The sequence below is a fragment of the Roseibium sp. RKSG952 genome (assembly GCF_009711355.1).
The window spans coordinates 367,717-392,626 of sequence record NZ_SMMF01000963.1 but is presented as its reverse complement, the minus strand read 5'-3'; the positions used below and the strand labels follow the sequence as shown (position 1 = coordinate 392,626).

Here is a 24,910-nt window from a genome sequence, read left to right as displayed (position 1 = left end):
GGATGGTGGAAATCGGGAATTGCGACCATCGGGCTGCCGTGCATGATGTTCCTCAAAGAGAAAGAGGATTTCATGGCAGCGACGGATTTTCTGGAAACAGCGCAGGGTCGGCGACTGGCGTATCATAAGACCGAGGGCGCAGGACCGACCATTGTTTTTCTGGGTGGGCTCAAGTCGGATATGGAGGGCACCAAGGCGGTGCATCTTGAGGCATGGGCGCAGACGCGCGGACAAGGCTATCTGCGCTTTGACTACTCGGGTCATGGCGAAAGTTCGAATGCGTTTACAGATGGCTGCATCGGTGACTGGCATGAGGATACGCTGGCAGCGGTTGCTTCATTGACTGACGGACCGCTTATCGTTGTGGGGTCTTCAATGGGGGGATGGCAGGCCCTTCTGTTGGCACGAGCCATGCCTGAACGCATCGCGGGAATGGTGACAATCGCCGCTGCGCCGGATTTCACAGAAGATGGTTATTGGGCTTCATTCTCAGATGAACAGAAGGCTTCTCTGGATACTGTGGGTCATGTCGAACTGCCGTCGGATTACATGGAACCCTACATCATCACAAAACGCATGATCGAAGACGGACGTCAGAACCTGATTCTGCGGAGCACACTGGAATTGCCATTTCCTGTTCGGTTTCTTCAGGGAACTGCAGATACGGCCGTATCGACTGAAACCGCAATTCGTTTGCTGGAACATGCCAACGGCGCGGATATGCGGCTGCTGCTTGTCAAAGATGCCGATCACCGGTTTTCTGACGGCCCATGCTTGGGGCTGATCGAAAATGCCGTTCTCGAAGTGATGGGAGACCAATAATGCGGCGTTTCGGTCAATTCCTTGGACGCCTGTTGCTGGCGCTGATCGTTGTTGGTGGACTGATCTATTGGTTCGGACCTCGGGAAGAGGTGAATTTGAACCCAACTTTCGATCCCCGAAAATTTGGGGAAGGGGTTCAGGTTTACTTTGAAAGCGTCGAATCCGGGTTCGACGACATCACACCCGGCGTCGAAAAACGGGTCATCTGGCAGGATGGGTTCAAAGAGCAACGCACACCAGTTTCCGTCCTTTATGTACACGGTTTCTCGGCCACTTCCGAGGAAATCCGCCCCGTTCCTGATCTGGTGGCGGACGCATTGGGTGCAAATCTCGTCTATACCCGGTTGCAAGGGCATGGCCGGGTTGGCGAGGCTATGGCCGAAGGAACTGCGTCGGGCTGGATGCAGGATTTGGCAGAAGGATTGGCCGCAGCCCGCGCGGTCGGTGAAAAAGTCGTCGTTATCTCGACATCGACAGGTGGAACTTTGGTCGCAGCTGCCGCTCTGAACCCAGAGCTTAGCGAGAATATCGCCGGAATGGTCTTTGTTTCCCCGAACTTTGGCGTCAACGCACCGGGGGCATGGATCCCGGGACTGCCTTGGGCCAGAGACTGGCTGCCCCTTTTGATGGGCGAAGTCCGTGATGTTTCCGGACCTGATCCGGAAAAGAACAAGTATTGGTCGTCGGTCTATCCGTGGGAGGCAGTGGTTCCCATGACCGCCTTGGTCGAAACAGTTTATGCGCTTGATTTCTCTGATGCGCAGGTTCCGGCGCTGTTTTGGTTTTCGGACGATGATCAGGTTGTACGACCCGATTTGACCCACAATGTGGCCGCCGCATGGGGTGCGCCTGTTGCAGTGGAACTGGTCACAATGGGGCCAGAGGATGATCCGTCTTCACATGTGATCGCCGGGCGCCTTATGTCCCCGGGGCAAACCGACGCCGCTGTTGCAGGCATACTGGCCTGGTTGAAAGAGCAGGGAGTCGAGTGATGGAGCAACGTGTCAGCCTGATTACCGTTGGGGTCGATGATCCCGAAACTGCAGCCGGGTTTTATGAACAACTGGGATGGGAGAGAGTTGATAGCCCGGATGGTGTAATTGCCTTTGATCTGATTGGTCAGACACTGGGCCTATACCCGTTGTCGGCATTGGCCGATGAAATCGGGATCGATGTTGGCACTCTAGGGCAGGGCGCGCTAACTCTCAGTTATAATTGCAGGACAAAAGAAGACGTCGCGCAAGTGCTGAGTAAGGCTGAAACCTTTGGGGCAGAGGTGCTCAAACCGGCCTCAGATGTGTTCTGGGGCGGGCATCATGGGTACTTCCGTGCACCTGATGGAACGATCTGGGAAATCGCGTTCAATCCGTTTTCGAAACTTGGGCCAGATGGCGCCTTTCGTTGGAACGGGTACTGAAGATGCGTAAGCCGGGCAGTATGTGGAGCCTTGAGAACCTTGGCCGCATACGTTTGTCCCGGCATTTTTTCATGCGGGACTTTCTGTACTCTGAAATAGGAAATTTTCATCAGAAACAGAATCTCCCTGAAAATCCCGATCTTGCGATCGAGACTGGCCGCGCCTTTTGCGAGACGTTGCTGGACCCTTTGGAAGAGACATTTGGCCGGATTGCAGTGAGATCAGGTTATCGCTCTCCGTCGCTCAATCAATTCGGAAACGAAAATAAGCTGAATTGCGCTCGCAACGATAATCCACTGGAATGCCACATCTGGGATCTGGGTGAAGGTGACGCCCGTATTGCCGGTGCATCCATAGTCGTTCCTTGGTTTGCAGATCAATACGCCGATGGCCGGGATTGGCGCGACCTGGCGTGGTGGATGCACGACCATCTGGATTACTCAGAGATCTGGTTTTTCCCAAAACTGTGTGCATTCAATCTGGTGTGGAGACCCAGGCCTCTGCGTCGGATCGACAGCTATATAGCCCCGCGTGGTAGCCTGTTGCGCGTTGGGGAAGAGCCAGAGGAAAGCCTGACCTCGCGACAGTCGCGCTATGCGGATTTTCCTCAGTTCCGAGGTATTCAGTACCCCTGAACTTTTGCTTGATTGCCGGAGATGAAACTCCCATCCTGATAGAAATTGAGAACCCTCGGAGCTCCGAGAAGATGGAGGCCCCGCGTGATCGAGCCGCTGGTTTTGTTGCCTGGTTTAATGTGTGATGCTCGGCTGTTTCGTGCCCAGACAGAAGCGCTTTCGCGTGACAGGGCAGTCACTGTTGCGCCTGTTTCTGCGGGTGACCGGATCGAAGAAATCGCTTCGGGATTGTTGGATCAACTTCCGCACAGATTTGCATTGGCTGGCCTCAGTATGGGCGGTGTTGTTGCGCTGGAATTGATCCGGCGAGCGCCGGATCGCATAACCCGTCTGTGTTTGATGGCAACAGATGCTCAGTCGGATACACCACAAATCGCCGCTGCGCGCGAAGACCTGATTGTTGGCGCACAGGCAGGGCGACTGGAAGAGGTTATGCGCAAGGTTGTAGGTTCAGACACGCTGGCCCCCGGTCCACAACGTATTCCCATCCTGAATGATTTGCTGAAAACGGCCATGAAGTTGGGGCCCGAATTGTTCGTACGTCAGATGCGGGCGCTGCAACGTCGCCCCGATCAGCAAGGAACACTGCGCAAGATCAAAGCCCCGACACTTGTATTGTGCGGGGCGCATGACACGCTGACTCCGGTTCGAAAACATGCGTTTATGGCTGATTTGATCCCAGGTGCAGAGCTGCAAGTCATCGACGATGCCGGACATCTGCCAACTTTGGAAACGCCTGAAACCGTGAACGAAGCGCTTGCACGTTGGCTGCAATCGCCACTCAAAATGTTCTAGTCGTAAAGACCTGCGCGTTCTTCGAGCGTAATAACATGCGGGGCTACGACAGGCTCACCAGTTGTGAGGTTGAAGAACGGGGTTTGTCGCCAGCTGCCTGTGAGCCAGGACTTCAGTAACCGTTTGAACAATCCGAATGCCGCATATTGCAGCTTTTCGTGTTTTTGCTTTCCATTTGGTCGCGGCACAAATCCGCGAGTGGTGACAGGCCCCAGACGATCAGTGTCTGCGATCCGTTTCACGATGAAACTGGCGAATGGAAATTTTGGAGTTCCCGGCGTCGTCGCCAGCGGTGCATTGCAGCATTTTGCGTACCAACGAAACATACCGTTGGGGCTAAGCTGCATAAGCGCTAGGTTTTCTGCGCCTTCAGTGAATTGAACCTCCTCGGGGCTCATCTGAAAAACATCCACTGGCCCCGGTGCAGGATCTGGTTGATTGAAGTAAAGCTGCGCCGCCCGGCAATCATGACAGAAACAGGCGCAATGGGTTCCCGCTGTTACGCCGGGGCCGGTAATCTGGCCACGCAAACCACCGCAATCACATGAAAACGAAAGCGGCGGTTCGGTGCTATGCGCCATGGCTTAGGCTGCGCTGTTCTTATTGGCAGCGCGCCGCTTGGATTTGGGCTTGCGCTGATTGTCATTCATGAAGTCGATGACCAGCGGGCGGATATTGTCGCGCCAGCTGCGGCCAGCGAATATGCCATAGTGGCCAGCGCCGGGCTCGACATGGCTCGCCTTTTTGCTATCTGGCAAACCGGTGCAAAGGTCCAATGCGGCAATGCACTGTCCCGGGGCCGAAATGTCGTCATTCGCACCTTCAACCGTTTTGACAGCAACGTCGGTGATTTTGCCGATATCCACTTTGTGGCCTGCCACGACAAACTCGTTCCGGGCAATCTCGCGGTTTTTGAAGATACGCTCGACGGTCGACAGATAGAACTCTGCCGTCATGTCCATCACGGCAAGGTACTCGTCGTAGAAACGGTTATGAGCGTCGTGCTCGGTGGCCTCGTCACGAACCACGCGCTGGATCTGGTCCGAGAACGCTTTGCTGTGACGTTCCGCATTCATAGACATGAAAGAGGCCAGTTGCAGCAGACCCGGATATACCATCCGACCCACGCCTTTGTATTTGAAGCCGACCCGCTGGATCATGGTTTCTTCCAGCTGGCCCATAGTTACCCGACGACCAAAGTCGGTGACCTCGGTAGGGGTCGCGTCCGGATCGACCGGCCCGCCAATCAGGGTCAGCGTGCTGGGTTGTGCTTTTGGATCAACTTCAGCCAGATACGCGGTTGCGGCCAAGGTCAGGGGAACAGGCTGGCAAACCGCAACAACATGCGTGTCCGGGCCGAGTTCCTTCATAAAATCGACAAGGTAGAGCGTGTAGTCCTCGACATCGAACTTGCCTTCGGAAACCGGGATATCGCGCGCATTATGCCAGTCGGTGACATATACCTCGCAATTGACCAGCAGGCTTTTGACCGTCGACCGAAGCAGCGTCGCATAGTGGCCCGACATCGGTGCAACCACAAGAACTTTGCGTGGTTGCTCTTCGCGCCCATTCACGCGAAAGTGGATCAAGTCTCCAAAGGGACGCTCAATAACTGTGGTGACGTCAACAAGATGATCCTTGCCATCTTCGCATGTAAACGTACGAATGCCCCAGTCGGGCTTCACGATCATGCGCTGGAATGTACGCTCGGTGACCTCACCCCATGCAGCCATCCAGCTGAACGCGGGATTGGGGACCATGGAAAACAACGGATACGACGCCATCGCACTGGCCGTAGCACCCAGCCACTGATTGGTGTTGCGCATGGTTTCCATGAGGTCGTAGGTCATCATATAGCGCATGAAATGGGGCCTCCTGAGTGTCAGCCTGAGAGTTCGGACCATTCGCCGCTTTGCCCCCCAGCACCCACGACGTTATTCTGCATAGCAGCGAGGTTAGGGGGGAATTGTTAAAATGACAACAAGTGAAGGCCAAGCACCCGAAATGACCGACGAACATATTGAACGTATTAAGGAAAATATGGAAAAGGTCGAGCAGCTGTCTAAGCGCCTGATCGAAGTCATGGCGACAAAAAAGCCACACACCCCCGCGCTGGATGGTCCGAATCAAGAGCTTTTTGCACGAGCAGCAACAGCTTACTGGGCCGAGGCTTGGCAAAATCCTGCCAAGTTATTGGAACAACAGATAGAATACTGGGGCAAATCGGTTCTGAACTTTGCTGAGGCGCAGCAAGCTTTAACCGGTGCCGAGGTTGAAGAGCACGCGGAATTACCCCGTGATAAGCGCTTCTCGAACCCACTGTGGGAGACAAACCCCTATTTCCGGCTGGTCAGGCAGCAGTACCAGACCAATGCCGAGGCTATCGCACACGCCGTTGCCTCGGTTGAGGATCTGGATGCCAAAGACAGGCAGCGGCTGAAGTACTTTTCGCAGCAGATCGTTGATATGATGTCGCCGACCAATTTTCTTGCGACAAATCCGGATGCACTGGAAAAAGCGGTTGAAACCGAAGGACAGTCGCTGATCCAGGGGTTGGAAAACCTGGTTTCCGATCTCGAAGCCAACGATGGAGAGCTTGTAGTCAAGCTGGCGGATGAAAGTGCATTCCAGATTGGCGGTAATATCGCGACCACTCCGGGCGATGTGGTTTACCGCAACCGAATGATGGAGCTGATCCAGTACAAGCCGGCAACCGAGACGGTGCATGAGACCCCGATCGTGCTGTTCCCGCCGTGGATCAACAAATTCTACATTCTGGATCTCAAGGCGCAGAACAGCCTGATCAAATGGGTGACCGAGCAGGGGTACACTTTGTTTGTCGTTAGTTGGGTCAACCCTGATGAATCCTATGCCGATACCGGGATGGAGGACTACATTCAGGACGGTTTTCTGACAGCGATTGATGAGGTCAAGAAGATCTGCAAGGTCAAGCAGGTCAACGCTGTCGGGTATTGTATCGCGGGCACGACCCTCAGCCTGACATTGTCGCTGCTCAAACAACGCGGAGATAAGTCTGTTAAATCGGCAACCTTTTTTACGGCGCTGACGGACTTCTCGGATCAGGGAGAGTTCACACCTTTCCTGCAGAATGACTTCATCGACGGGATCGAAGAGGAAGTGAACAAGGAGGGCCTGCTGAGATCATGGATTATGGCGCGCACCTTCTCATTCCTGAGATCACGAGACCTGATATATGGCCCCGCGATCCGCAGCTACATGATGGGCGAAACACCTCCGGCTTTTGATCTGCTGTATTGGAACGGAGATGGTGCGAACCTGCCGGCTAAAATGGCCGTGCAGTATTTGCGGGGACTGTGTCAGCGAAATGAATTCGCCACTGATGGGTTCGAGTTGATGGGGCACACATTGAAAGTGTCCGAGGTTGATGTGCCGCTGATGGCCATCACATGCCAGACTGACCATATCGCGGCCTGGAAAGACTGTTACAGCGGTGTGCAGAAAATGGGGTCGCGTTCCAAGACATTTGTCGTGTCGGAATCCGGTCACATTGCGGGGATCGTCAATCCCCCAAGTAAGAAGAAGTATGGGCACTATACAAACGCGGATCTGAAGGGAGACGCTGACACATGGTTAAAAGATGCGACCTTCAATGAAGGGTCGTGGTGGCCGATGTGGGAGGCTTGGCTGAAGAAGCGTTCAGGCAAGCAAGTGCCAGCTCGCGAACCTGGCGATTCGAGCCACCCGTCATTGGGGCCTGCTCCAGGTACCTATGTTGTGGTCAAAGCAAGCGCCTGATTTTACACTGCAATCAAAAAAATTCTGCGCTGCAGCAAGAAAAAACTTGAAATGCTGCAATGCGGCAATCATATTGCCTTCAAGCTGATGAAAACCGGGGTGGGCTCGGTTCGGCAAAAAGGATTATGACAATGGCAAAGACCCAAGACTTTACCGCGATCATGAAAGACATGATGGGCGCATTCCCGGTAGACACATCTGCTCTGGAAGATGCATTCAAATCGACTGCTTCTCTGAACGAGAAACTGTCGGGTGTTGCTCTGGAAGCAGCTGAGAAGTCAGCAGAAATCTCGAACAAATGGACCAAGGAAACTCTGGCCAAGCTGACCGAGATGTCGAAAGCAAAAGCCGAGCCTGCCGACTATGCCAAAGCCGCAACTGATTTCGCCAGCGCGTCTGCCGAAGTTGCTGCCGAGAACATGGCTGCATTCGCAGAAATCGCAAAGAAAGTTCAGTCCGAATCCATCGAACTGCTAATGGCTGCCGGCAAAGAAGCTGCAGAAGACGCAACCGCAGCTGTCAAGAAAGCTACCAACGACGTAACCGCTGCTGCGAAAAAAGCATCGGCTGCCAAGTAAGGTAAGTCCGCGACAAGCACCCATTCCTCCCAATCGGTGCAATCGCAAGAGGGCAGGTCGCTTGACCTGCCCTTTCTTTTTGTTCTGCAGTCGCATAACCTCTGCTGCAACGCATCATCCTTGGGGAGGGTAACCGGTGTCAGAACAAGAAAAACCGCTGTTGATAAAGCGTTACGCCAGTCGTCGGCTGTATAATACAGAGACCAGCGACTACGTTACGCTTGAGGACATTGCCGGGTTCATTCGCGATGGGCGCGAAGTGCAGATCATAGACCTGAAGACCGGTGATGATCTGACACGTCAGTATTTGCTTCAGATCATTGCCGAACACGAAAGCCGAGGCGAAAACGTTCTGCCGGTCAACGTCCTGAACGATCTGGTACGCAGCTACATGATCCCCGGCGGAGGCATGATGCCTCAATTCCTGCAAAGCTCGTTCGAGATGTTGCGCGAAAGCCAGACCAAGATGATGGAAAACATGAATGCCATGAATCCCATGAGTGGCATTCCGGGCTTTGATGCGATGCAGGCGCAGCAAAAAGCGTTTTTGAAAGCGATGACCGGTGGGTTGTCCGGCAACTGGTCTGGACCTGATAGCGAAGAAGAGGCCAAGCCAGAGGCAAAGGAAGACCTCGACGACATCAAGAAACAACTGGCCGAGTTGCAGCAGAAGCTCTCAAAGCTGAGCTGATCGGAGATATGGATGCGATGGCTCATCCTGCTTGGTGCATTGCTCTGGGCAGGAGGCGTGTTCGCGCAGGGCCAGTTTTCAGAAACCTGGGAGCCAATTTGCACATTGGGCCAAGATACGGCTCTGGGCTGCAGTGATATCCGTGCCCGGGAAGTTTTAGATGCGTCTCAAGACCCTTGGCGGGCGATCGGGCGCGTCAACTTTGCGGGCAGAAATCAGCGTTCACATTGTACTGGCGTCCTTGTATCTGAACGATTGGTCCTGACTGCAGCACATTGCCTCTACAACAGCGCCCGCAAGCGTTGGTTACCCCCGTCGAGCATTCGTTTCGCCGCCGGGTATCAGCGTGGCAAGGCGGCTGCCGTGTCGTCAGTCACAAAATTTCGTTTGGCCCCTGAGCAGGGAGTGGACGGCAGTTTCATAAACCGTGCTGAATTGGATTGGGCTGTTCTGGAACTGAATGAGCCTATTGGTCAAAAGGTCGGATTTCTGGGCGTCGCAATGGCTGGGCAGGGTGCTGCCTTTGTCGCTGGCTATCCCGGTCTTCGTCCGCATGTGCTGAGCCGGACAAACAATTGCGATCCGCGCCTATATGGGGGTGGGTTAATGTTAGCGAATTGCCCGGTGATGATGGGGGATTCTGGCGCGCCGCTACTGACTCAGGCAGAGACGGGGCTACGGGTGGTCGGCATCCTGTCTCGGATTGCACCAACCCCTGAGGGGATTGATGCGCTGTTCTTGTCACCTGACTTGTTTCAGTTGGGCGACGACTAAATTTCAGGTGCCGTAGGCCGGGACCGCATCAGCCACCTCTGCGACCGAGGACAGCAGGATATCGGCGATGACATCCAGCTCTTCCCGCGTCAGACGTACAGGCAGACGCACGTCGCATGCTTTCATCAACATGTCGCGTGTCTGGGGCAGGTCGAACTTTTCAGGCAAAAACTGCCAGTTCCAGAAGGCACGGGCGTTGTCTTCACTCAGGCCAAATACCTGAACCTTGACCCCACGCGCATCTGCCGCGGCAGCAAAGGCGCGTGTTTCAGCCTCATCCAACCCGACCAGATTGAACTGAATCGAATCCGGCGCGCGACGCTCGGGTTTCAGTGGGGCAGGGACATTGATGTAGGGTGACGTGTTGAGGCGTTCGGCCACATAATCGTGGTTCGCCAGGCCATCGCGTACACGGCGCGCAAGCTCGGGGATTTGCGGGCGGATGACGGCCGCGCTCAGGTTGCTCAAGCGCAGGTTATACAGGGGAAGTTGGTTCTGCCAGCGGGCAAAGGCCTGTTCCAATTCCGGTGAGTTATCGCCCCGCGGACCTTTGTGTTTTTTCCAGTTGTGTTCATATGCGCCCGACATGATGACGGCACGAGCGACCAGGTCGGCATCATCAGTTATCAGGATGCCACCTTCGCCTGCATTGATCATCTTGTAGGACTGGAACGAGAAGCATCCCACCTTGCCAATCGTACCGATATTGCGACCATGCCAGGTTGTGCCCAGCGAATGTGCGGCGTCTTCAATAACCGGAATGCCCCGCGCATTGCACAGGTCCATAATGGCGTCCATGTCGGACGTGTGGCCGCGCATGTGGCTGATGATTACAGCCTGCACGTCATCAAGTTTGACTGCAAAGTCTGCCATGTCGATGCGATAGTTCTCACCAACCTCACAAAGAACCGGAATGCAGTCTGCGTGAACCACCGATGATGGTACAGCGGCAAAGGTAAAGCCGGGGATCAAAACCCGCGCATCCCGTGGCAGGTCCAGAGCTTTGAGCGACAGGAATAGCGCGGCTGAGCATGAGGAAACAGCCAGCGCGTACTTGGAGCCCAGCAATTCCGCAAACTCAGCCTCGAGCAGGGCGACAGGTGCATCCTGCGGTGCGGTGTAGCGGAACAAGTCCCCCGACTGCATCAATGCATCGATGGCTTCTCGTGCTGCTGCTGGGATGGGTTCGGCGTCATGAACGTTGGGTGGAAGCGTCATATTTGGAATTCCCGAATTCTATCTTTTGTAAAGATAAAGTCAGGATGCGGGCAAGCCAAGCTCTCATTCGCTCTGTCGGCGAAATTTCACCAAATTGTTGCGTTTAGAAAGTCACAGTCCCAACCGGTCGCGCATTGCGTACCAGGTCATTGCCAACACCAATAGGGGGCTACGCAGAGCAGGACCGCCAGGGAAAGGCAGCGACGGGACTTTGCTCATCGTGTCGAACCCTTCGGATTGGCCTTGAATAGCCATTGCCATCAGTTGACCGGCATGGGTGGCGGTGCCAACCCCGTGACCTGAATAGCCCGAAGCGGACAGAATGTTGGGTGCTAGCCGCGTCAGATACGGCATACGCCGCATAGTGATCGCCAGCGTTCCACCCCAAGCATAGTCAATTTTGACATCGCGCAGGTGCGGGAATATCTCGACCATGGGTTTGCGGACCTTGGCTGCGATATCAACCGGGAACCGATAGCCATAGCTTTCACCGCCCCCAAATAGCAGACGTCCATCGGCGCTCAGCCGGAAATAGTTCACGACAAACTTGGTATCGGCGACTGCTACATCCTTGGTCAGAACCTGTTGAACATCAGCCCCCAAGGGCTCTGTTGCAGCAATGAAATTGTTTATCGGCATAACGCGTGCAGCAACCTGCCGGTTCAGATCACCCAGATATCCGTTACAGGCGAGTATCGCATGATCTGCAGTCACCTGACCATTCTCCGTTCGGATGGTGACCTGCTGCCCCTCGTCAACCGCCAGAACCTCCGTCCCTTCATGAAGACGCGCTCCGGCTTTGATGGCAGCCCGTGCCAACCCGAGAGCGTAATTCAGCGGGTGCAGATGCGCGGCACCCATATCCAGAAAGCCACCTGAATAAGCCGGAGATGGACACAATTCATGCCCGGCCGCTTTGTCCAGTTGTTGAATTTGGTCATAGCCATATTTGCCCGATAGGTGCGCAGCATGTTCGTGTAGTTCGTCTCGCTCGGTATCGGTGAAACCCAAAGTCGCGATGCCGGGCTTCAGATCGCACTCGATCTGGTGTTTCCCGATCAGCTCTTTGACCAGTGTCTTGGCATCCTCGGCCAAATCCCAGAGCTTGGCTGCATCTGCGTCTCCGACAAGCCGCTCCAGGTCTTCCTGCTCCATGCGCTGGGCGCTGCCCAGTTGTCCGCCATTTCGTCCCGAAGCGCCAAAGCCCACGCGATGAGCCTCAAGAAGCACCACATCGTATCCTGACTCGGCCAAATGCAGCGCAGCCGACAATCCGGTATACCCGCCACCAACAATACAAACGTCGGCTTTTACATGCCCATTCAGCGGAGCGGTTTCTTCGGCACTATGTGCGGTAGCGGCGTACCAACTGGGTGGATAAGCGCCGCGCGTATCATTGCTGTAGAGCAGGTTCATTCAGCGCCCTCGTCAGACGTTCAGAAGCAGGTGCTCACGCTCCCACGGGGAAATCACTTGCAAAAACTCCTCGTATTCTGCCCGTTTGACGATGCCATAGACACGCGCAAACTCTGGTCCGAGAACCTCGTGCAGGGCTTCAGCTTCATCAAATAGATCCAGCGCTTCGCCCATGACCTGCGGAATGTCACCATCGCCCTCATAGGCGTCGCCATAAAACTGTCGGCGCGGACGTTCCTGATGCGTCAGTCCCAGATATCCGCAGGCAAGTGAAACCGCGATCCCCAGATACGGGTTGCAATCCATACCGGCGATGCGGTTTTCAATCCGGCGGCTTTCAGGCCCCGACAAGGGAACGCGAATACCGGTAGTGCGATTGTCGCGCGCCCATTCCAGATTGATTGGAGCGGCATGGTCTTTCACATAACGACGATAGGAATTCACATAGGGCGCCATCACAGCAAGACCTGCGGGCAGATGGGTCTGCAGACCAGCGATGAAATGGTAGAATGCGTCAGTCTCACCACCCTGAGGACCCGAGAAGATGTTCTGCCCGGTTTCAGTATCCGTGATCGAGTGATGAATATGCATCGCCGATCCCGGCTCATCTTCGATCGGTTTTGCCATGAAGGTGGCGAAGCAATTGTGGCGAAGCGCAGCTTCTCGGATCAGCCGTTTGAAGTAGAAAACCTCATCGGCCAGCTTGACCGGATCACCATGGCGTAGATTGATCTCAAGCTGTCCGGCACCGCCTTCCTGCGTGATGCCATCGATCTCAAAACCCTGATGTTCGGCAAAATCGTAGATGTCATCGATCACCGGCCCGAACTCATCCACGGCCGTCATCGAATAGGCCTGACGTGCTGCTGCCGGACGACCGGAGCGGCCCATCATGGGCTCGATGCCCTGCGCAGGGTCGACATTGCGGGCAACCAGAAAGAACTCCATTTCCGGTGCGACGATAGGGTTCCAGCCCTTGTCTCGATACAGTTGCACAACCCGCTTCAGCACGTTGCGCGGGCTGTAGGGGATCGGCTCCCCCTCGCGGTCGTAAGCATCGTGGATCACCTGCAATGTCCAGTCGCCTGTCCAGGGGGCGGCTGACACGGTTGAGAAATCCGGCTTCAGGATCATGTCGCGTTCGATGAACCCGTCCTCGCCTGCCGCTTCTCCCCAACCTCCGGTGATGGTCTGGTAAAAGATGCTGTCGGGCAGGTGGAAATAAGACTGCCGTGCGAATTTTGATGCGGGAACTGCCTTGCCTCGTGCGATGCCGGGCAGGTCCGAAATAATGCACTCGACCTCATCAAGGCGATGACCATCGATATAGTCCTGTGCTGCCTGCGGCAGGTTATCCGTCCAATCGGCCATCAGGCCCTCGCTTTCTTTAAGAAATCCGCCATGTATCGTGCGATTTCCGGGTTGCTGTTCGAGGCATCTTGTCGGCTTGCGGCATCCTGCATTAGGTCATCGGGTACGACACCTTTGCCACGCGTCTGCATCAATCCCTCGACAAAACCATTCGAAAATTCCGGGTGCGCCTGCACGGTCCAGATCGTATCACCGTAGGAGAGCATCGCGTTCTTGCAAAAATCGTTGGTACCCAGCACCTGTGCGCCATCGGGCAGTTCGACGACCTGATCCTGATGCCATGCGTTCAGGGATACCTTGTGACCGTCGAAATCATATTCAGTTCGACCGACTGCCCAGCCACCCTTGAATTTCTCAACCGTCCCGCCAAGGGCTTGGGCGATGATCTGATGGCCAAAACACACACCGATCAGAGGTTTACCGCTTTGCTGAATGTCCCGGATCAGATCCTCGAGTGGGGGTATCCAGGGATGGTCTTCGTATGCACCGTGACGAGAGCCGGTGATGATCCAGCCATCCGCATCATCAACACTTTGCGGAAACTTCTGATCTACAACCGAAAACGTTTCGTATTCAAAGCCGTTTCCGTCCAGAAGCGTACGGAACATTTCGTCATATTCGCCGAACTTGTCGGTCAACTCGTCAGGTGAGTGGCCGGTTTGAAGGATGCCGATTTTCATGGGTCACCAAATTTGATCAAATTTAATCTAGCCGAGTCTCAGACAACGGGCAAGAGGGTCATACGGCCTCGAGATAACTGAGCCAGTGCTCCTCGGCCGGGCGGTCTGCAAAGCGGGCGATTTCCTGCCGCTTGGTCATCGCCATAAAGCGGATCAGATCGGCAGGGAAGATGCGAGCGACCTGCGGATCGGTTTCAAAACCCGCAATGGCCGATTGCCAATCCCCTGCCAGTTGGGGAAGGCCGTCGATCTCATAGGCATTGCCCGAGATTGGCTCGGGCGCCTGTATCCCATCTTTGATGCCATTGAGGGCGGCCCCCAGAACAGCGGCCAACATGAGATAGGGATTGATATCACCGCCCGCGACGCGATGTTCGATCCGGCGTGCCGCTGGTGCGCCACCGGGAATTCGGATGGCGGCCGTTCGGTTTTCATAGGCCCAGCTAGCGCCGGTCGGGGCGTGTGCACCCGGGATGAGGCGGGTGTAAGAGTTGCCATGGGGCGCAAAGATCAGGGTGCTGCCGGGCATTGCCGCAAGACAACCGGCAACGGCTGAGCGCAAAACCTCGGTACCCTCCGGACCGCCATTATCGAAAACATTGAGGCCTTTCTCATCCACAACCGAAAAATGCACATGCATCCCGTTGCCTGCGTCTTCGGAATAGGGTTTGGCCATGAAGGTTGCCGAGAACCCATGTTTGCGCGCAAGCCCGCGGGTCAAAGCCTTGAAAAGCCACGTATCATCTGCGCAGCGCATCGCATCCTGATGATTCAGGTTGATCTCGAACTGGCCAATCCCACTTTCCGAGATGGCGGTCTGGGCCGGAATTCCCATGTCCGCACAGCCATCGTAAAGGTCGTTGAAAAACGCATCGAACGCGTCCAGTTCGGCCATGGACAATACAGCCTCGTCTGAAAGGCGACGGCCCGTCAGCGGGTTGATTGGAGGCATTGGTGATGAACCGGACGCATCCAGCAATGTAAATTCAAGCTCGGTAGCTGCGATAACAGACCAGCCTCGCTCTGCGTATTCGGACAAAACCGTTGCCAATGCATGGCGCGGGTCACCGGCAAACGGCTTACCATCGTCGTCGTAAAGACACATCGGAACCAGCGCCGTTGGTGTATCGAGCCAAGGCATCGGTACCGGACCGCGCTCTGTCGGAAGCAAAACACCATCGGCATCGCCGGATTCAAACACCAGCGGACTGCCATCGATGTCAGCGCCCCAGAGATCCACATTGAGTGCTGAGAACGGCATCCGGACTGCACCCTTGTCGAGTTTTGCAGCATAAGAAGAGGGTACACGCTTGCCTCGCATCTGACCGTTTAGGTCACAAGCGGCGACGCGAAAGGTGTGCAGCGTACTCAGGTCCATTGGGAACTCCATTGGTCTTGCTCTCGCAAGGTGTAGCCGAGGAGAAATGTGATGTCACGGAATTTGATCAAATTACAGCGCGCAGTTTTAAGCTGACGCCTGAAAAACGGGGTCGATTGGTTCTGTACGCAGGATCGCAGGGGAGTGTTTGATTTGTGCCAAACGCTCTGGGTGCATTCACTTGCGAAACTTTAGGCAGAGATATTCCCGTACAGTCAGGCGCATCAGGTTGGGCTTTCCCGACAAAGGGATGAACGCGTCGGGGTCAATTCGGCAATCTGCTGTGAATTTTCAGCTACCGGAATGCTGTCGTTCAGAACCAAGAACACCTATGTTGAGTTCCGGATGACATTCGGGTGTCATACGCTGACAGAGATTTGGGATGTTGTGCCATGTTGATTTTCTTTGCAATTCTGCTGCTGGTTGCAGGGGGGGTGGGCTACTATTTCTGGTCCCGGAAACAGGCGCGTGCCACACTTCTTGCAACTCCTCTGTCGGAACATCAGCGTGCGGTCATCGAGGCAATGGTGCCGATTGTAAAACGGCTACCTCCGGATTTGCGTGACAGGCTGCAAGGTAAGGTGAACCTGTTTCTGGATCAGGTCGATTTCATTGGCTGCGATGATCTGGAAGTGACCGAAGAAATGCAGCTGTCCATTGCTGCGCAGGCCTGCATCCTCGTCGTGAACAGTGATATGTGGTACGACAACCTCACAACAATCCTGATTTATCCGAACGCTTTCAAATCCCAGCAACGCAGGCACAGTGGTTATGTGGTGACCGAGCAGGAGATTGTGCGCACCGGTGAAAGCTGGGATCGCGGACCGGTAATCCTGTCATGGGCCCACAGTAGGCAAGGTGCCAGAGATGACCATGACGGGCACAATGTCGTGTTTCATGAGTTCGCCCACCAGATCGACGATCTGTCTGGGGGTACGAATGGTGTTCCATTGCTGGCCGAAGGTCAGACCTTTGCCGAGTGGGAGCGCGTCTTTCTGACGGCCTTTGAGGCCCATGTTCATGCGGTTGAGAGTGGGCGTCGAACGGTGATCGATCCGTACGGCGCCGAGGGTCATGAAGAGTTCTTTGCCGTTTCGGTCGAAGTGTTTTTCGAGCGGCCGCAAGCCCTCAAGCATGAAAACCCGGAAGTTTATGAGCAATTGTCAAAGCTGTTCAGACTGGATCCTGTCGCGTGGGTATAGCTGAAACACTGCTTGGTCGGGGACCGCTGCGTAGATAGGGCAACGGCTGTAGATCAATCTTGCCTGCCCACATTCCTTTGGACCAACTGCCGACGCTTCACCTAGAGTAGACTTGGATCCATCAGTTCGAGGCAGCAGTTTGGGGTATGGCAACATTTGTTCTGGTTCACGGCGCCTGGCAGGGCGGTTGGTGTTGGAGGCGCGTCGCAAAGCTCATGCGCGAGGCCGGACATGATGTGTTCACGCCAACACTAACGGGTCTTGGAGAGCGGTCGCATCTGTTCAGCAAAGACATCGATCTTGACACACACATCAAGGATGTCCTTGCGGTGATTGAGTGGGAAGAATTATCCGACATCGTTCTGTGTGGTCACAGTTATGGAGGAATGGTTGTCACCGGAGTTGCTGACCATGCGCCTGAAAAGATCCGCTCTTTGGTCTATCTTGATGCGTTGGTGCCTGACGATGGTCAGAACACGTTGGACTGTCTGCCTGCCGAAGCAGCATCCGGCTTGCGGGATGGTTCAATGGATGGCCGGGCAGCGCCGGGCCCGGCTGAGGCATTTTCCGTAAATGCTGACGACCGTGCGTGGGTCGACAGGCGCAACGTTGCCCATCCTTTCCGGAGCTTTGAGCAGCCCATTCGACTGGTGGGTGACTGGGAGAAAGTGGCCAGGCGCATCTATGTTTATGCAACCGGCTGGACCCCGGGGATTGGCCGCCCATATTTTGAGAAAGCCAGTCACGAGACCGAATGGCGGGCTGTTTCGGTAGAATGCGGGCACTACGTCATGATCGATATGCCCGAAGAACTGACCCGCATCCTGTTAGCCGAAGTTTGATTGCGGCCGCGCTGAAGGTTTTTTTGCGAGCGTTGATCCAACCGGACCAGATGTCAGAACCCGGCGCTTAGCGCGCCAGATTCAGACGGAAGCGCATCTTGGTTTTCCTAGCGGCGGGCAGGTGTCGGTTCAGTCGCTTGTTGACCAGACCAAAGCCCCCGACGATCACCAGCGTCAGCAGGATGAAATAGAAGGCGAGGATCGGGTAGGGGATGAACGGGTTGAACGTTTTGTCCGCAAAATAGCTGGCATAGTAGAGCGCATCACCGCGCTGTTGCCAGGCAGGGAATGCCGAGAAGAATACCAGTGTAGTGGCGTGGAACAGGAAAATGGCCTCGTTGGTGTAGGCAGGCCAAGCCAGTCGCAGCATAGTCGGCCAGACAATCCGGCGGAACCGCGACCAGCCGGACATGCCGTAGGCATCCGCAGCTTCGATATCGCCTTTGGGGATTGAGCGCAGGGCGCCATAGAAAATTTCGCCCGAATAGGCGGCCGTGTTCAGGAACAGCACGATCAGCGCACCCAGCCATGCCGATGTAAACGCATCGAACATCGGATAGGATTTCTTCAACGACAGGAAGAAGAAATATGCGAAGAAAAACTGGATAAAGAGCGGTGAGCCCCTGAAAATGAAGATGAACCACTCGGCCGGTTTGCGCAGCCACTTGTTGGGCGATGCCTTGCCGACCGCCAGTGCTGTGGCGAAAAAGAATCCGGTCGCCAGTGCCATGATCCCGAAATAGACGTTCCAGATCATGCCAGAGCCGATCAGTGTGAACTGCTCGCACAGGGTAAAGTCGCTGCGGGGCAACAGGCGTTCGCCAAGTCCGATTGAACGCAGGCCGTAGTCCTGAATGGTTTGCAAGCAGCTCATTGGGTGGTCTCCTTGCGCAGTAGCTCGCCACCGGATGTGGCCTGACCGTGGGACAGCTTGCGCATCAGACGCTCGAGCCCGATTTCCGAGACGCGGGTCATGCCGAGGTAGAAGATCAGCAGGAACAAGAAGTACCACATGCGCCAGTCACCATGCGGGTAGGCGGTAAATTTGGATGTCTTGGTACCGCCCAGTTCGCGGGCCCAATAGACGATATCTTCGATACCCAGCAGGAACAGCAACGGTGTCGCCTTGATCAGAACCATCCACAGATTGGACAGGCCGGGCAGGGCATAGACCCACATTTGCGGAACCAGGATGCGCCAGAACGTTTGGCGACGCGTCATTCCATAAGCTTCGGCTGTCTCCAGCTGCGCGTGCGGAACGGCGCGCATACCCCCAAACAGGACGTTCGCTGCAAAAGCGCCGAACACGATAGAGAAAGTGATGACCGCGAGGAAAAAGCCATAGGTTTCATGAACCCATTCCGGAGCAGTGCCCAGCGGTAGTTTTGCGGCCTGACAGACAAGGAAATCATTGCCCTGACGAATGGGATCGGTCCATTCGGGGCATAGAATCTTGTGCCGCGTCCATTCGAACGCCTGATCCAATGCGATGACGAAGAACAGAAAGAAGGCAATGTCAGGAACGCCCCGGACGATTGCGATGTAACCTTTGCCGAGCCAGCTGAGCGGCAGGAAATGCGAGCGGGCGGCCATCGCACCGGCAAACCCAAAGCTGAGCGCAACGGGCGCGGTTACAGCCAGCAAAGCCAGAACCTTGACGAACGACAGGTAGAACGACCAGTGCACGCCGTTGGTCAGATAGCAGGAGAACCAGCGGAACGTGCCGAGCGTGTCGGGGTCAGCGCAATAGGAAAACATGAAGCGTCTTTCGAACGTCAGGCCTGACGGATGGTCAGGGTGATCCGGCGCCCAGTCGGCGCCGGATCATTTAGACGGAGGGCTTAGTTGGTAACGACCGAGCCGTCAGCGTTGTAGGTGGGAACACCTTCGCCAAACCACTTAACGATCAGCTCGTTCAGTGTGCCGTCAGCTTTCATCGAAGTGATCGCTTCGTCGAACTTGCCGCGCAGTTCGCCATCCGATTCACGCAGGCCCAGACCAATACCACCGCCCAGCGGTACATCATCACCTACGAAAACCAGCTCGCCACTCGATTCTTCAACGATCGGAACCAGGAAGTCTTTGTCTGCGAATACCGCATCGGCTTCGCCGTTACGGACAGCCGCGATGGTTTCTTCCGGAGTTGCGAATTCAACCAGTGTTGCGCCGCTTTGCGCAATGTGGCCTGCCTGAATGGTCGCTGTCTGTGCTGCGACAATGCCACCGCTCAGATCAACACCGTCCGAAGCTGCTGCATATGCCGAAGCTGCTGGCGGGAAGTAGTTCTGGGTAAAGTCGATGACTTCATCACGCTCGTCGGTGATCGACATGCCGGCGATGATGGTGTCGTAGTTGCCCGAAACCAGGTTCGGAATGATCGAATCCCAGTCGTTCTTGACCCACTCGCATTCCAGACCGGCGCGCTTGCACAGCTCGTCACCAACTTCACGCTCGAAGCCGTCGATCTCACCCGCATCGTTGATGAAGTTGTACGGAGGGTAAGCGCCTTCGGTACCCATGCGGACAGTGTCGGCCATTGCGATGCCGGCGGTCAGCGCCAGCGCTGCTGTGGTCAGAATCAGGTTTTTCATTGGTTACTCCCCAGTTTGGTTCTGTTTTGAAGTTATGCCGCCTTGGTGGCGGAGAGAAAACCCTGAAGCCGTGCGGATTCAGGGGCTGTAAAGATGTCCTCGGGTGTGCCTTCTTCTTCGATCAGGCCCTGATGCAGGAACACGACGTGGCTGGAGATATCAGCCGCCATTTTCATGTCATGTGTCACGATGATCATGGTGCGGCCTTCAGCGGCCAGATCCTTGATCACCTTGATCACTTCTTGCTCCAGCTCGGGGTCGAGCGCCGAGGTTGGCTCATCAAACAGAAGTGCTTCGGGCTCCATGCAAAGACCGCGGGCGATGGCCGCGCGCTGTTGCTGGCCACCCGACAGCTGAGCCGGGTAGACATCGCATTTGTCACCGATGCCAACCTTTTCAAGATACTTGCGGGCGCTGTCCTCAACCTCGGCCCTGTCGCGGCCAAGAACGGTGACGGGTGCCTCCATCACGTTTTGAAGGATCGTCATGTGCGCCCATAGATTGAACTGCTGGAACACCATCGACAGGTTTGTACGGATGCGCAGTACCTGTTTTGGGTCGGCCGGGCGGCGGTGGTGATGATCACCAGACCAGCGTACGGGCTCACCCTTGAACAGGATTTCGCCTTGCTGGCTGTCTTCCAGCAGGTTGCAGCAGCGCAGCAGAGTGGATTTTCCGGACCCGGATGAACCGATCAGAGAGACGACGTCGCCCCGATGCGCGGTAATGTCCACTCCTTTCAACACTTCGAGATGACCGAAGCTTTTGTGAAGGTTTTTGATCTCGATGACGGGAGCGGATTCTGTCACGGGTAGTCCAGATGTTGTTGGCGTCGTTGGTGCGGTACTAGGGCTTAAAAAACTGACCAATGCAATGCGCAAATGACAAGTTCAAGACCCGAAACCGCCGAAATGACCAGAGGTTTTGGTCAAAATGGTCAGGTTTGTGTGCGAATTGCCTGCGGCGTTGGCGGATTGGGAACGGCGAGGTAGTCCTCGGCTGCGATATCGATCAACCCATGGATGTGAAGCGCTTGTCGGTCTTCTGATGTCAGGCTGGCGATCGCTGCCCGAACGGCCTGTCCGATGCGGCCTGCATCCTGTCCGTTTGAGGTGATATAAGGCAGCATGGGTGTCGGTTTGGTTGTTGTGACCTGACGCAGCTTGTCGCCCAGATCGGTGTGCTCGGTGAGCAGCGTCCAGGTCAGGGCATCCAGCGAAGCAAGATCAGCGCGACCTTCAGCCACCGCCTGCGCCGACAGAGCGTGGCCGCCCGTTTCCAGAAGGGAATTGGGTGTCAGCCCAAGGTCTGCCAAATGAACAACCGGTGCGGCCCAGCCGGATTGCGACAGCGCTTCGTTATACGCAAAGGTCCCGGCGACGAGCCCTTCAAGATCGCGGTCATCATCGAACTGTGCAACAAAAACCGAGCAGTAGTGGCCGGGTGGACAACCAGGTAAGCCGTAGTCCGGTGTCCCCACCAGTTGAACTTCACCGTGCAGCCGTGTCCGGTAGGGCATGCCGCAGGTTTGTGCGAAAACCAGTTCCGGATCTCTCCAGATGTCCCAGAAATCGCGATCTCTGGTCAGATGCTCCGGGCCTTCGCCCAGATGGGCGCGAATCAAGGACCAGAAGCGGTCATTGGCGGGCTGAAGTGCTGGCATGTCATACATGCCCAGCATTGCGGTCACGATTTTGCAGCCTTCTGACGGGCGAGTGCCGAATCCACGTCACTGATGCCCAGCAGACTGACAGCCAATCGGATCAGCGAATCTTCGTCCTCGGAGCGTTCGCCATCGGCCAGCGCCACGGACCAAAGTGCCTCGACCACGCCAAGGCGGTGGTCATAAGGGACAGCTTCTTTGATTGCGCGAGTGAAGCGGACAGTATCGGGGGCCTGGGCCTCCAGATCTTCGGCGCGGGCGCGTAAACCTGCAGCCTCGAACGGCGACAGGCCATAACGTTCGGCTGATATGCGGTCGATCCGAGCCATCTCGGTATCGGCATAGTCATTGTCGGATCGCGCAATACGTACCAGCAGGGCCGTCAGGGCCAGGCGGGCATCATCATCGGCAAGCGGGTCGGGCTGCGGCTGTGTGAGCCGGGACAGGAAATCACTGAACATGCAGAAAGATATAGACGCAGGTTAGCTGGCTTCCAAGCGACTTTGCACCCGTTCGCGTGCATTGCGACTGTCGTTAAAGCTGAGTCCCATGGCTGCACGGGCTTCTTCGACGATCTTGATCTCACCTTCGTCCGAGTTGCCATCGGCTAGAACAACCTCCCACAACGCCTCAAGCGCTGCCAGGCGTTCCTGCAGATCAGTGGTTTCGCGGATCAGTTTGCCAAATGTATCGGTTTCCGGCGCCGCAGCATGCAACTTTTCGCAGGTTGCGCGGACTTTGGCGGCTTCAATCGCGTTGTGCTGATAAAGCCGGGCGAGAATCCGGTCGATCAGGCTGATTTCCTCGACCTTGTAATCCCGATCGGCCTGCGCGACACGCACCAAAAGAGCACCCAGGGCAAGCTCGGCATCCGGATCTGGCAGGGTGGTTTGTTGCGGCGGGCGAAACGCCTGAAAGAACTTCTTCAGCATGGGCACAGGTTATTCCATATTTTGTGGTCCGCCAAGCAGAGACTACCCGTCATAGCCCTGAATGATCACAAGATCGCCCATCGACACAGGATCGCGCAGGGCTTTTGCCTTCTGATAGGCATCGCTTTCATAGCAGGCTAATGCCTGTTCGTAGCTGGGAAATTCGATCACCACGGTCCGTGACCTTGATGCGCCCTCTTTGACCACGCGATCGCCACCGCGCACAAGAAAGCGCGCGCCGTACTCAGCGAAGGGCTCAGCGTTGGCGGTGATGTACTTTTTGTACGTATCCATGTCGTCCACATCGACATGGGCAACCCAATATCCTTTGGTCACAGGCTCGGCTCCGTAATTTGCTCCGGGCCAAACTGACCCGGAACGAAGAGCAAGGCAACCAAAAGAGGTGTGCAGAAGCGTCAGACCAGACGCGAGGTTTCCTTGGCTGCGCGCACGAACTCGCGGAACAGAGGATGAGGATCAAAGGGTTTGGATTTCAGTTCGGGATGGTATTGCACCCCGATGAACCATGGGTGATCCGACCATTCGACGATCTCGGGCAGGCGACCATCCGGAGACATGCCCGAGAACTTCAGGCCAGCCTCTTCGAGCTTCTCGCGGTATTTGATGTCCACCTCATAGCGGTGGCGGTGGCGCTCTTCGATATTGGTGCTGCCATAGACTTCAGCAACCTTTGAGCCTTCGCCCAGAACAGCATCATAAGCGCCCAGACGCATGGTACCGCCCTTGTCGTCGCCAACTTTCCGTTCGACCTTGTGGTTCCCCTGCACCCATTCTTTGAGGTGATAAACCACGGGCTCAAAACGCTTTTTACCTGCTTCGTGATCGAATTCTTCGGAACCGGCCTCTTTGATGCCCGCAACATTGCGGGCAGCTTCGATGACGGCCATCTGCATGCCAAGACAAATGCCCAGATAAGGCACCTTGTGCTCGCGCGCGTATTGCGCTGCTTTGATTTTGCCTTCAGTGCCGCGCTCTCCGAACCCGCCGGGGACGAGGATTGCGTGATAGCCCTCCAGATGCGGAGCCGCGTCTTCCTTGTCGAAAATCTCGGCATCGACCCATTCGACCTTGACCTTGACGCGGTTGGCCATGCCACCATGGGTCAGGGCTTCGGCGATCGACTTATAGGCGTCTTCCAACTGGGTGTATTTTCCGACGATGGCAACCTTCACTTCGCCTTCGGCGTTGTGGATTCGGTCGCTGACATCTTCCCACTTCGCCAGATCGGGTTTTGGTGCCGGGCTGATCTGGAACGCATCCAGAACCGCCTGATCCAGACCTTCGCGGTGATACGCCAGCGGAGCGTCGTAGATCGTGCTCAGGTCCTGCGCGGCAATTACGCTGTCAGGGCGGACGTTGCAGAACAGTGCCAGTTTTTCCCGCTCTTTGGTCGGGATAGGCCCTTCGGAGCGACAAACCAGAATGTCGGGGGCCAGACCAATCGAGCGCAGCTCTTTCACCGAGTGCTGGGTTGGCTTGGTTTTCAGCTCGCCAGAGGCCTTGATGTAGGGCAGCAGTGTGAGGTGCATAAAGATACACTGACCACGCGGTTTATCCTGGCTGAACTGACGGATCGCTTCGAAAAACGGCAGGCCTTCGATGTCGCCAACGGTGCCACCGATTTCGCACAGCATGAAATCAACCTCATCTTCGCCAATGGAGATGAAATCCTTGATCTCGTTGGTGACGTGCGGGATCACCTGAATGGTTTTACCAAGGTAATCACCACGGCGTTCTTTCTCGAGCACGTTGGAATAGATCCGGCCTGAACTGACCGAGTCGGTTTTGCGCGCAGCAACGCCGGTGAAACGTTCGTAGTGACCAAGGTCCAGATCGGTTTCCGCGCCATCATCGGTGACGAACACTTCGCCATGTTCGAATGGTGACATCGTGCCCGGATCGACGTTCAGATAGGGGTCGAGCTTGCGCAGACGCACCGAATATCCCCGGGCCTGCAGCAGCGAGCCCAAAGCCGCCGAAGCCAGTCCTTTGCCCAAGGACGAAACCACACCACCAGTGATGAAAATAAAACGCGCCATGTTTTCGGCTGCTCCCGTGAGACGTCAAAATCAGCTGCCCGACGGTTCCGAAAAACCGCTGCATCACG

At 55.8% G+C, this 24,910-nt stretch carries 27 protein-coding genes; 11 read left to right on the top strand and 16 right to left on the bottom strand.

Annotated features, from left to right (window positions below):
• Positions 1 to 72 precede the first annotated feature (72 nt).
• The 5 genes from E1297_RS48055 to E1297_RS48035 all read left to right on the top strand — a co-directional run bounded on the left by E1297_RS48055 (position 73) and on the right by E1297_RS48035 (position 3,669).
• The gene (locus tag E1297_RS48055; protein WP_155151566.1) at positions 73 to 822 is read left to right on the top strand and encodes an alpha/beta fold hydrolase; all 750 of its coding nucleotides are present in this window, start codon (positions 73 to 75) and stop codon (positions 820 to 822) included.
• Positions 822 to 1,814, top strand: coding sequence for a carboxylesterase (locus E1297_RS48050; RefSeq protein ID WP_155151563.1), 993 nt, complete (start codon positions 822 to 824; stop codon positions 1,812 to 1,814). Before E1297_RS48055 ends, E1297_RS48050 begins: the two co-directional genes overlap by 1 nt.
• A complete protein-coding gene (locus E1297_RS48045) occupies positions 1,814 to 2,239 on the top strand; it encodes a VOC family protein (RefSeq protein WP_155151561.1) in 426 nt (141 codons plus the stop codon). Before E1297_RS48050 ends, E1297_RS48045 begins: the two co-directional genes overlap by 1 nt.
• 71 nt (positions 2,240 to 2,310) lie before the next feature.
• Complete coding sequence (locus tag E1297_RS48040) at positions 2,311 to 2,874, top strand: hypothetical protein (RefSeq protein WP_244328148.1); 564 nt, start codon at positions 2,311 to 2,313, stop codon at positions 2,872 to 2,874.
• A gap of 84 nt (positions 2,875 to 2,958) precedes the next feature.
• Positions 2,959 to 3,669, top strand: coding sequence for an alpha/beta fold hydrolase (locus tag E1297_RS48035; RefSeq protein ID WP_209016439.1), 711 nt, complete (start codon positions 2,959 to 2,961; stop codon positions 3,667 to 3,669).
• Here E1297_RS48035 and E1297_RS48030 read toward each other — a convergent pair.
• Positions 3,666 to 4,250, bottom strand: coding sequence for a DUF6151 family protein (locus E1297_RS48030; protein WP_155151558.1), 585 nt, complete (start codon positions 4,248 to 4,250; stop codon positions 3,666 to 3,668). The two genes, E1297_RS48035 and E1297_RS48030, sit on opposite strands and share 4 nt — an antisense overlap.
• Before the next feature lie 3 nt (positions 4,251 to 4,253).
• Positions 4,254 to 5,531, bottom strand: a complete 1,278-nt coding sequence (phaZ, locus tag E1297_RS48025) for a polyhydroxyalkanoate depolymerase (RefSeq protein ID WP_155151555.1) — start codon at positions 5,529 to 5,531, stop codon at positions 4,254 to 4,256.
• 112 nt (positions 5,532 to 5,643) lie between these two features.
• On the opposite strand from phaZ, the gene E1297_RS48020 reads away from it, so the two are divergent.
• The 4 genes from E1297_RS48020 to E1297_RS48005 all read left to right on the top strand — a co-directional run bounded on the left by E1297_RS48020 (position 5,644) and on the right by E1297_RS48005 (position 9,489).
• A complete protein-coding gene (locus E1297_RS48020; protein ID WP_155151552.1) occupies positions 5,644 to 7,446 on the top strand; it encodes an alpha/beta hydrolase in 1,803 nt (600 codons plus the stop codon).
• Positions 7,447 to 7,577: 131 nt separating this feature from the next.
• Complete coding sequence (locus E1297_RS48015) at positions 7,578 to 8,024, top strand: phasin family protein (protein ID WP_155151549.1); 447 nt, start codon at positions 7,578 to 7,580, stop codon at positions 8,022 to 8,024.
• Positions 8,025 to 8,160: 136 nt separating this feature from the next.
• A complete protein-coding gene (phaR, locus tag E1297_RS48010; RefSeq protein WP_170335186.1) occupies positions 8,161 to 8,715 on the top strand; it encodes a polyhydroxyalkanoate synthesis repressor PhaR in 555 nt (184 codons plus the stop codon).
• A gap of 12 nt (positions 8,716 to 8,727) precedes the next feature.
• A complete protein-coding gene (locus E1297_RS48005) occupies positions 8,728 to 9,489 on the top strand; it encodes a serine protease (protein WP_155151546.1) in 762 nt (253 codons plus the stop codon).
• Positions 9,490 to 9,492: 3 nt separating this feature from the next.
• Here the strand turns inward: E1297_RS48005 and E1297_RS48000 are convergent, their stop codons facing one another.
• From E1297_RS48000 to E1297_RS47980, 5 genes are all read right to left on the bottom strand, one after another.
• Entirely contained in the window at positions 9,493 to 10,707 is a 1,215-nt protein-coding gene (locus E1297_RS48000; RefSeq protein WP_155151543.1) for a DegT/DnrJ/EryC1/StrS aminotransferase family protein, read from the bottom strand.
• 111 nt (positions 10,708 to 10,818) lie between these two features.
• Complete coding sequence (locus E1297_RS47995; protein WP_155151540.1) at positions 10,819 to 12,123, bottom strand: FAD-binding oxidoreductase; 1,305 nt, start codon at positions 12,121 to 12,123, stop codon at positions 10,819 to 10,821.
• A gap of 12 nt (positions 12,124 to 12,135) precedes the next feature.
• Positions 12,136 to 13,494: a glutamine synthetase family protein gene (locus tag E1297_RS47990; protein ID WP_155151537.1), complete on the bottom strand. Its 1,359-nt coding sequence runs from the start codon at positions 13,492 to 13,494 to the stop codon at positions 12,136 to 12,138.
• The gene (locus E1297_RS47985) at positions 13,494 to 14,174 is read right to left on the bottom strand and encodes a type 1 glutamine amidotransferase (RefSeq protein ID WP_155151534.1); all 681 of its coding nucleotides are present in this window, start codon (positions 14,172 to 14,174) and stop codon (positions 13,494 to 13,496) included. Before E1297_RS47985 ends, E1297_RS47990 begins: the two co-directional genes overlap by 1 nt.
• Positions 14,175 to 14,232: 58 nt before the next feature.
• Positions 14,233 to 15,552 (bottom strand): glutamine synthetase family protein, encoded by a 1,320-nt coding sequence (locus E1297_RS47980; protein ID WP_155151529.1) that lies wholly within the window; start codon positions 15,550 to 15,552, stop codon positions 14,233 to 14,235.
• Between the two features lie 392 nt (positions 15,553 to 15,944).
• Here E1297_RS47980 and E1297_RS47975 point away from each other — a divergent pair, with 392 nt between their 5' ends.
• Together E1297_RS47975 and E1297_RS47970 are read left to right on the top strand one after the other, a co-directional pair.
• Positions 15,945 to 16,754, top strand: a complete 810-nt coding sequence (locus E1297_RS47975; RefSeq protein WP_155151527.1) for a zinc-dependent peptidase — start codon at positions 15,945 to 15,947, stop codon at positions 16,752 to 16,754.
• A gap of 146 nt (positions 16,755 to 16,900) precedes the next feature.
• The gene (locus tag E1297_RS47970) at positions 16,901 to 17,596 is read left to right on the top strand and encodes an alpha/beta fold hydrolase (protein WP_155151523.1); all 696 of its coding nucleotides are present in this window, start codon (positions 16,901 to 16,903) and stop codon (positions 17,594 to 17,596) included.
• Between the two features lie 67 nt (positions 17,597 to 17,663).
• Here the strand turns inward: E1297_RS47970 and E1297_RS47965 are convergent, their stop codons facing one another.
• The 9 genes from E1297_RS47965 to E1297_RS47925 form a co-directional block, all read right to left on the bottom strand.
• Positions 17,664 to 18,470 carry an ABC transporter permease gene (locus E1297_RS47965; protein WP_155151520.1) on the bottom strand — a complete coding sequence of 269 codons (807 nt, stop codon included), beginning with the start codon at positions 18,468 to 18,470 and terminating at the stop codon, positions 17,664 to 17,666.
• A complete protein-coding gene (locus E1297_RS47960) occupies positions 18,467 to 19,354 on the bottom strand; it encodes an ABC transporter permease (protein WP_155151517.1) in 888 nt (295 codons plus the stop codon). The genes E1297_RS47965 and E1297_RS47960 overlap by 4 nt, the downstream gene beginning before the upstream one ends.
• An 83-nt stretch (positions 19,355 to 19,437) precedes the next feature.
• A complete protein-coding gene (locus E1297_RS47955; protein ID WP_155151515.1) occupies positions 19,438 to 20,187 on the bottom strand; it encodes a transporter substrate-binding domain-containing protein in 750 nt (249 codons plus the stop codon).
• A 32-nt stretch (positions 20,188 to 20,219) separates the two neighbouring features.
• Entirely contained in the window at positions 20,220 to 20,996 is a 777-nt protein-coding gene (locus E1297_RS47950) for an ABC transporter ATP-binding protein (RefSeq protein WP_368669875.1), read from the bottom strand.
• A gap of 128 nt (positions 20,997 to 21,124) precedes the next feature.
• Positions 21,125 to 21,868: a phosphate/phosphite/phosphonate ABC transporter substrate-binding protein gene (locus E1297_RS47945; protein ID WP_155151923.1), complete on the bottom strand. Its 744-nt coding sequence runs from the start codon at positions 21,866 to 21,868 to the stop codon at positions 21,125 to 21,127.
• A 5-nt stretch (positions 21,869 to 21,873) separates the two neighbouring features.
• On the bottom strand, positions 21,874 to 22,311 hold the full coding sequence (locus E1297_RS47940) for a TerB family tellurite resistance protein (RefSeq protein ID WP_155151512.1): 438 nt from the start codon (positions 22,309 to 22,311) through the stop codon (positions 21,874 to 21,876).
• A gap of 21 nt (positions 22,312 to 22,332) precedes the next feature.
• Positions 22,333 to 22,782, bottom strand: coding sequence for a TerB family tellurite resistance protein (locus E1297_RS47935; protein ID WP_155151509.1), 450 nt, complete (start codon positions 22,780 to 22,782; stop codon positions 22,333 to 22,335).
• Positions 22,783 to 22,824: 42 nt separating this feature from the next.
• On the bottom strand, positions 22,825 to 23,118 hold the full coding sequence (locus E1297_RS47930; RefSeq protein ID WP_170335157.1) for a DUF1330 domain-containing protein: 294 nt from the start codon (positions 23,116 to 23,118) through the stop codon (positions 22,825 to 22,827).
• Between the two features lie 80 nt (positions 23,119 to 23,198).
• Positions 23,199 to 24,842: a CTP synthase gene (locus tag E1297_RS47925; protein ID WP_155151505.1), complete on the bottom strand. Its 1,644-nt coding sequence runs from the start codon at positions 24,840 to 24,842 to the stop codon at positions 23,199 to 23,201.
• Positions 24,843 to 24,910: the final 68 nt, after the last annotated feature.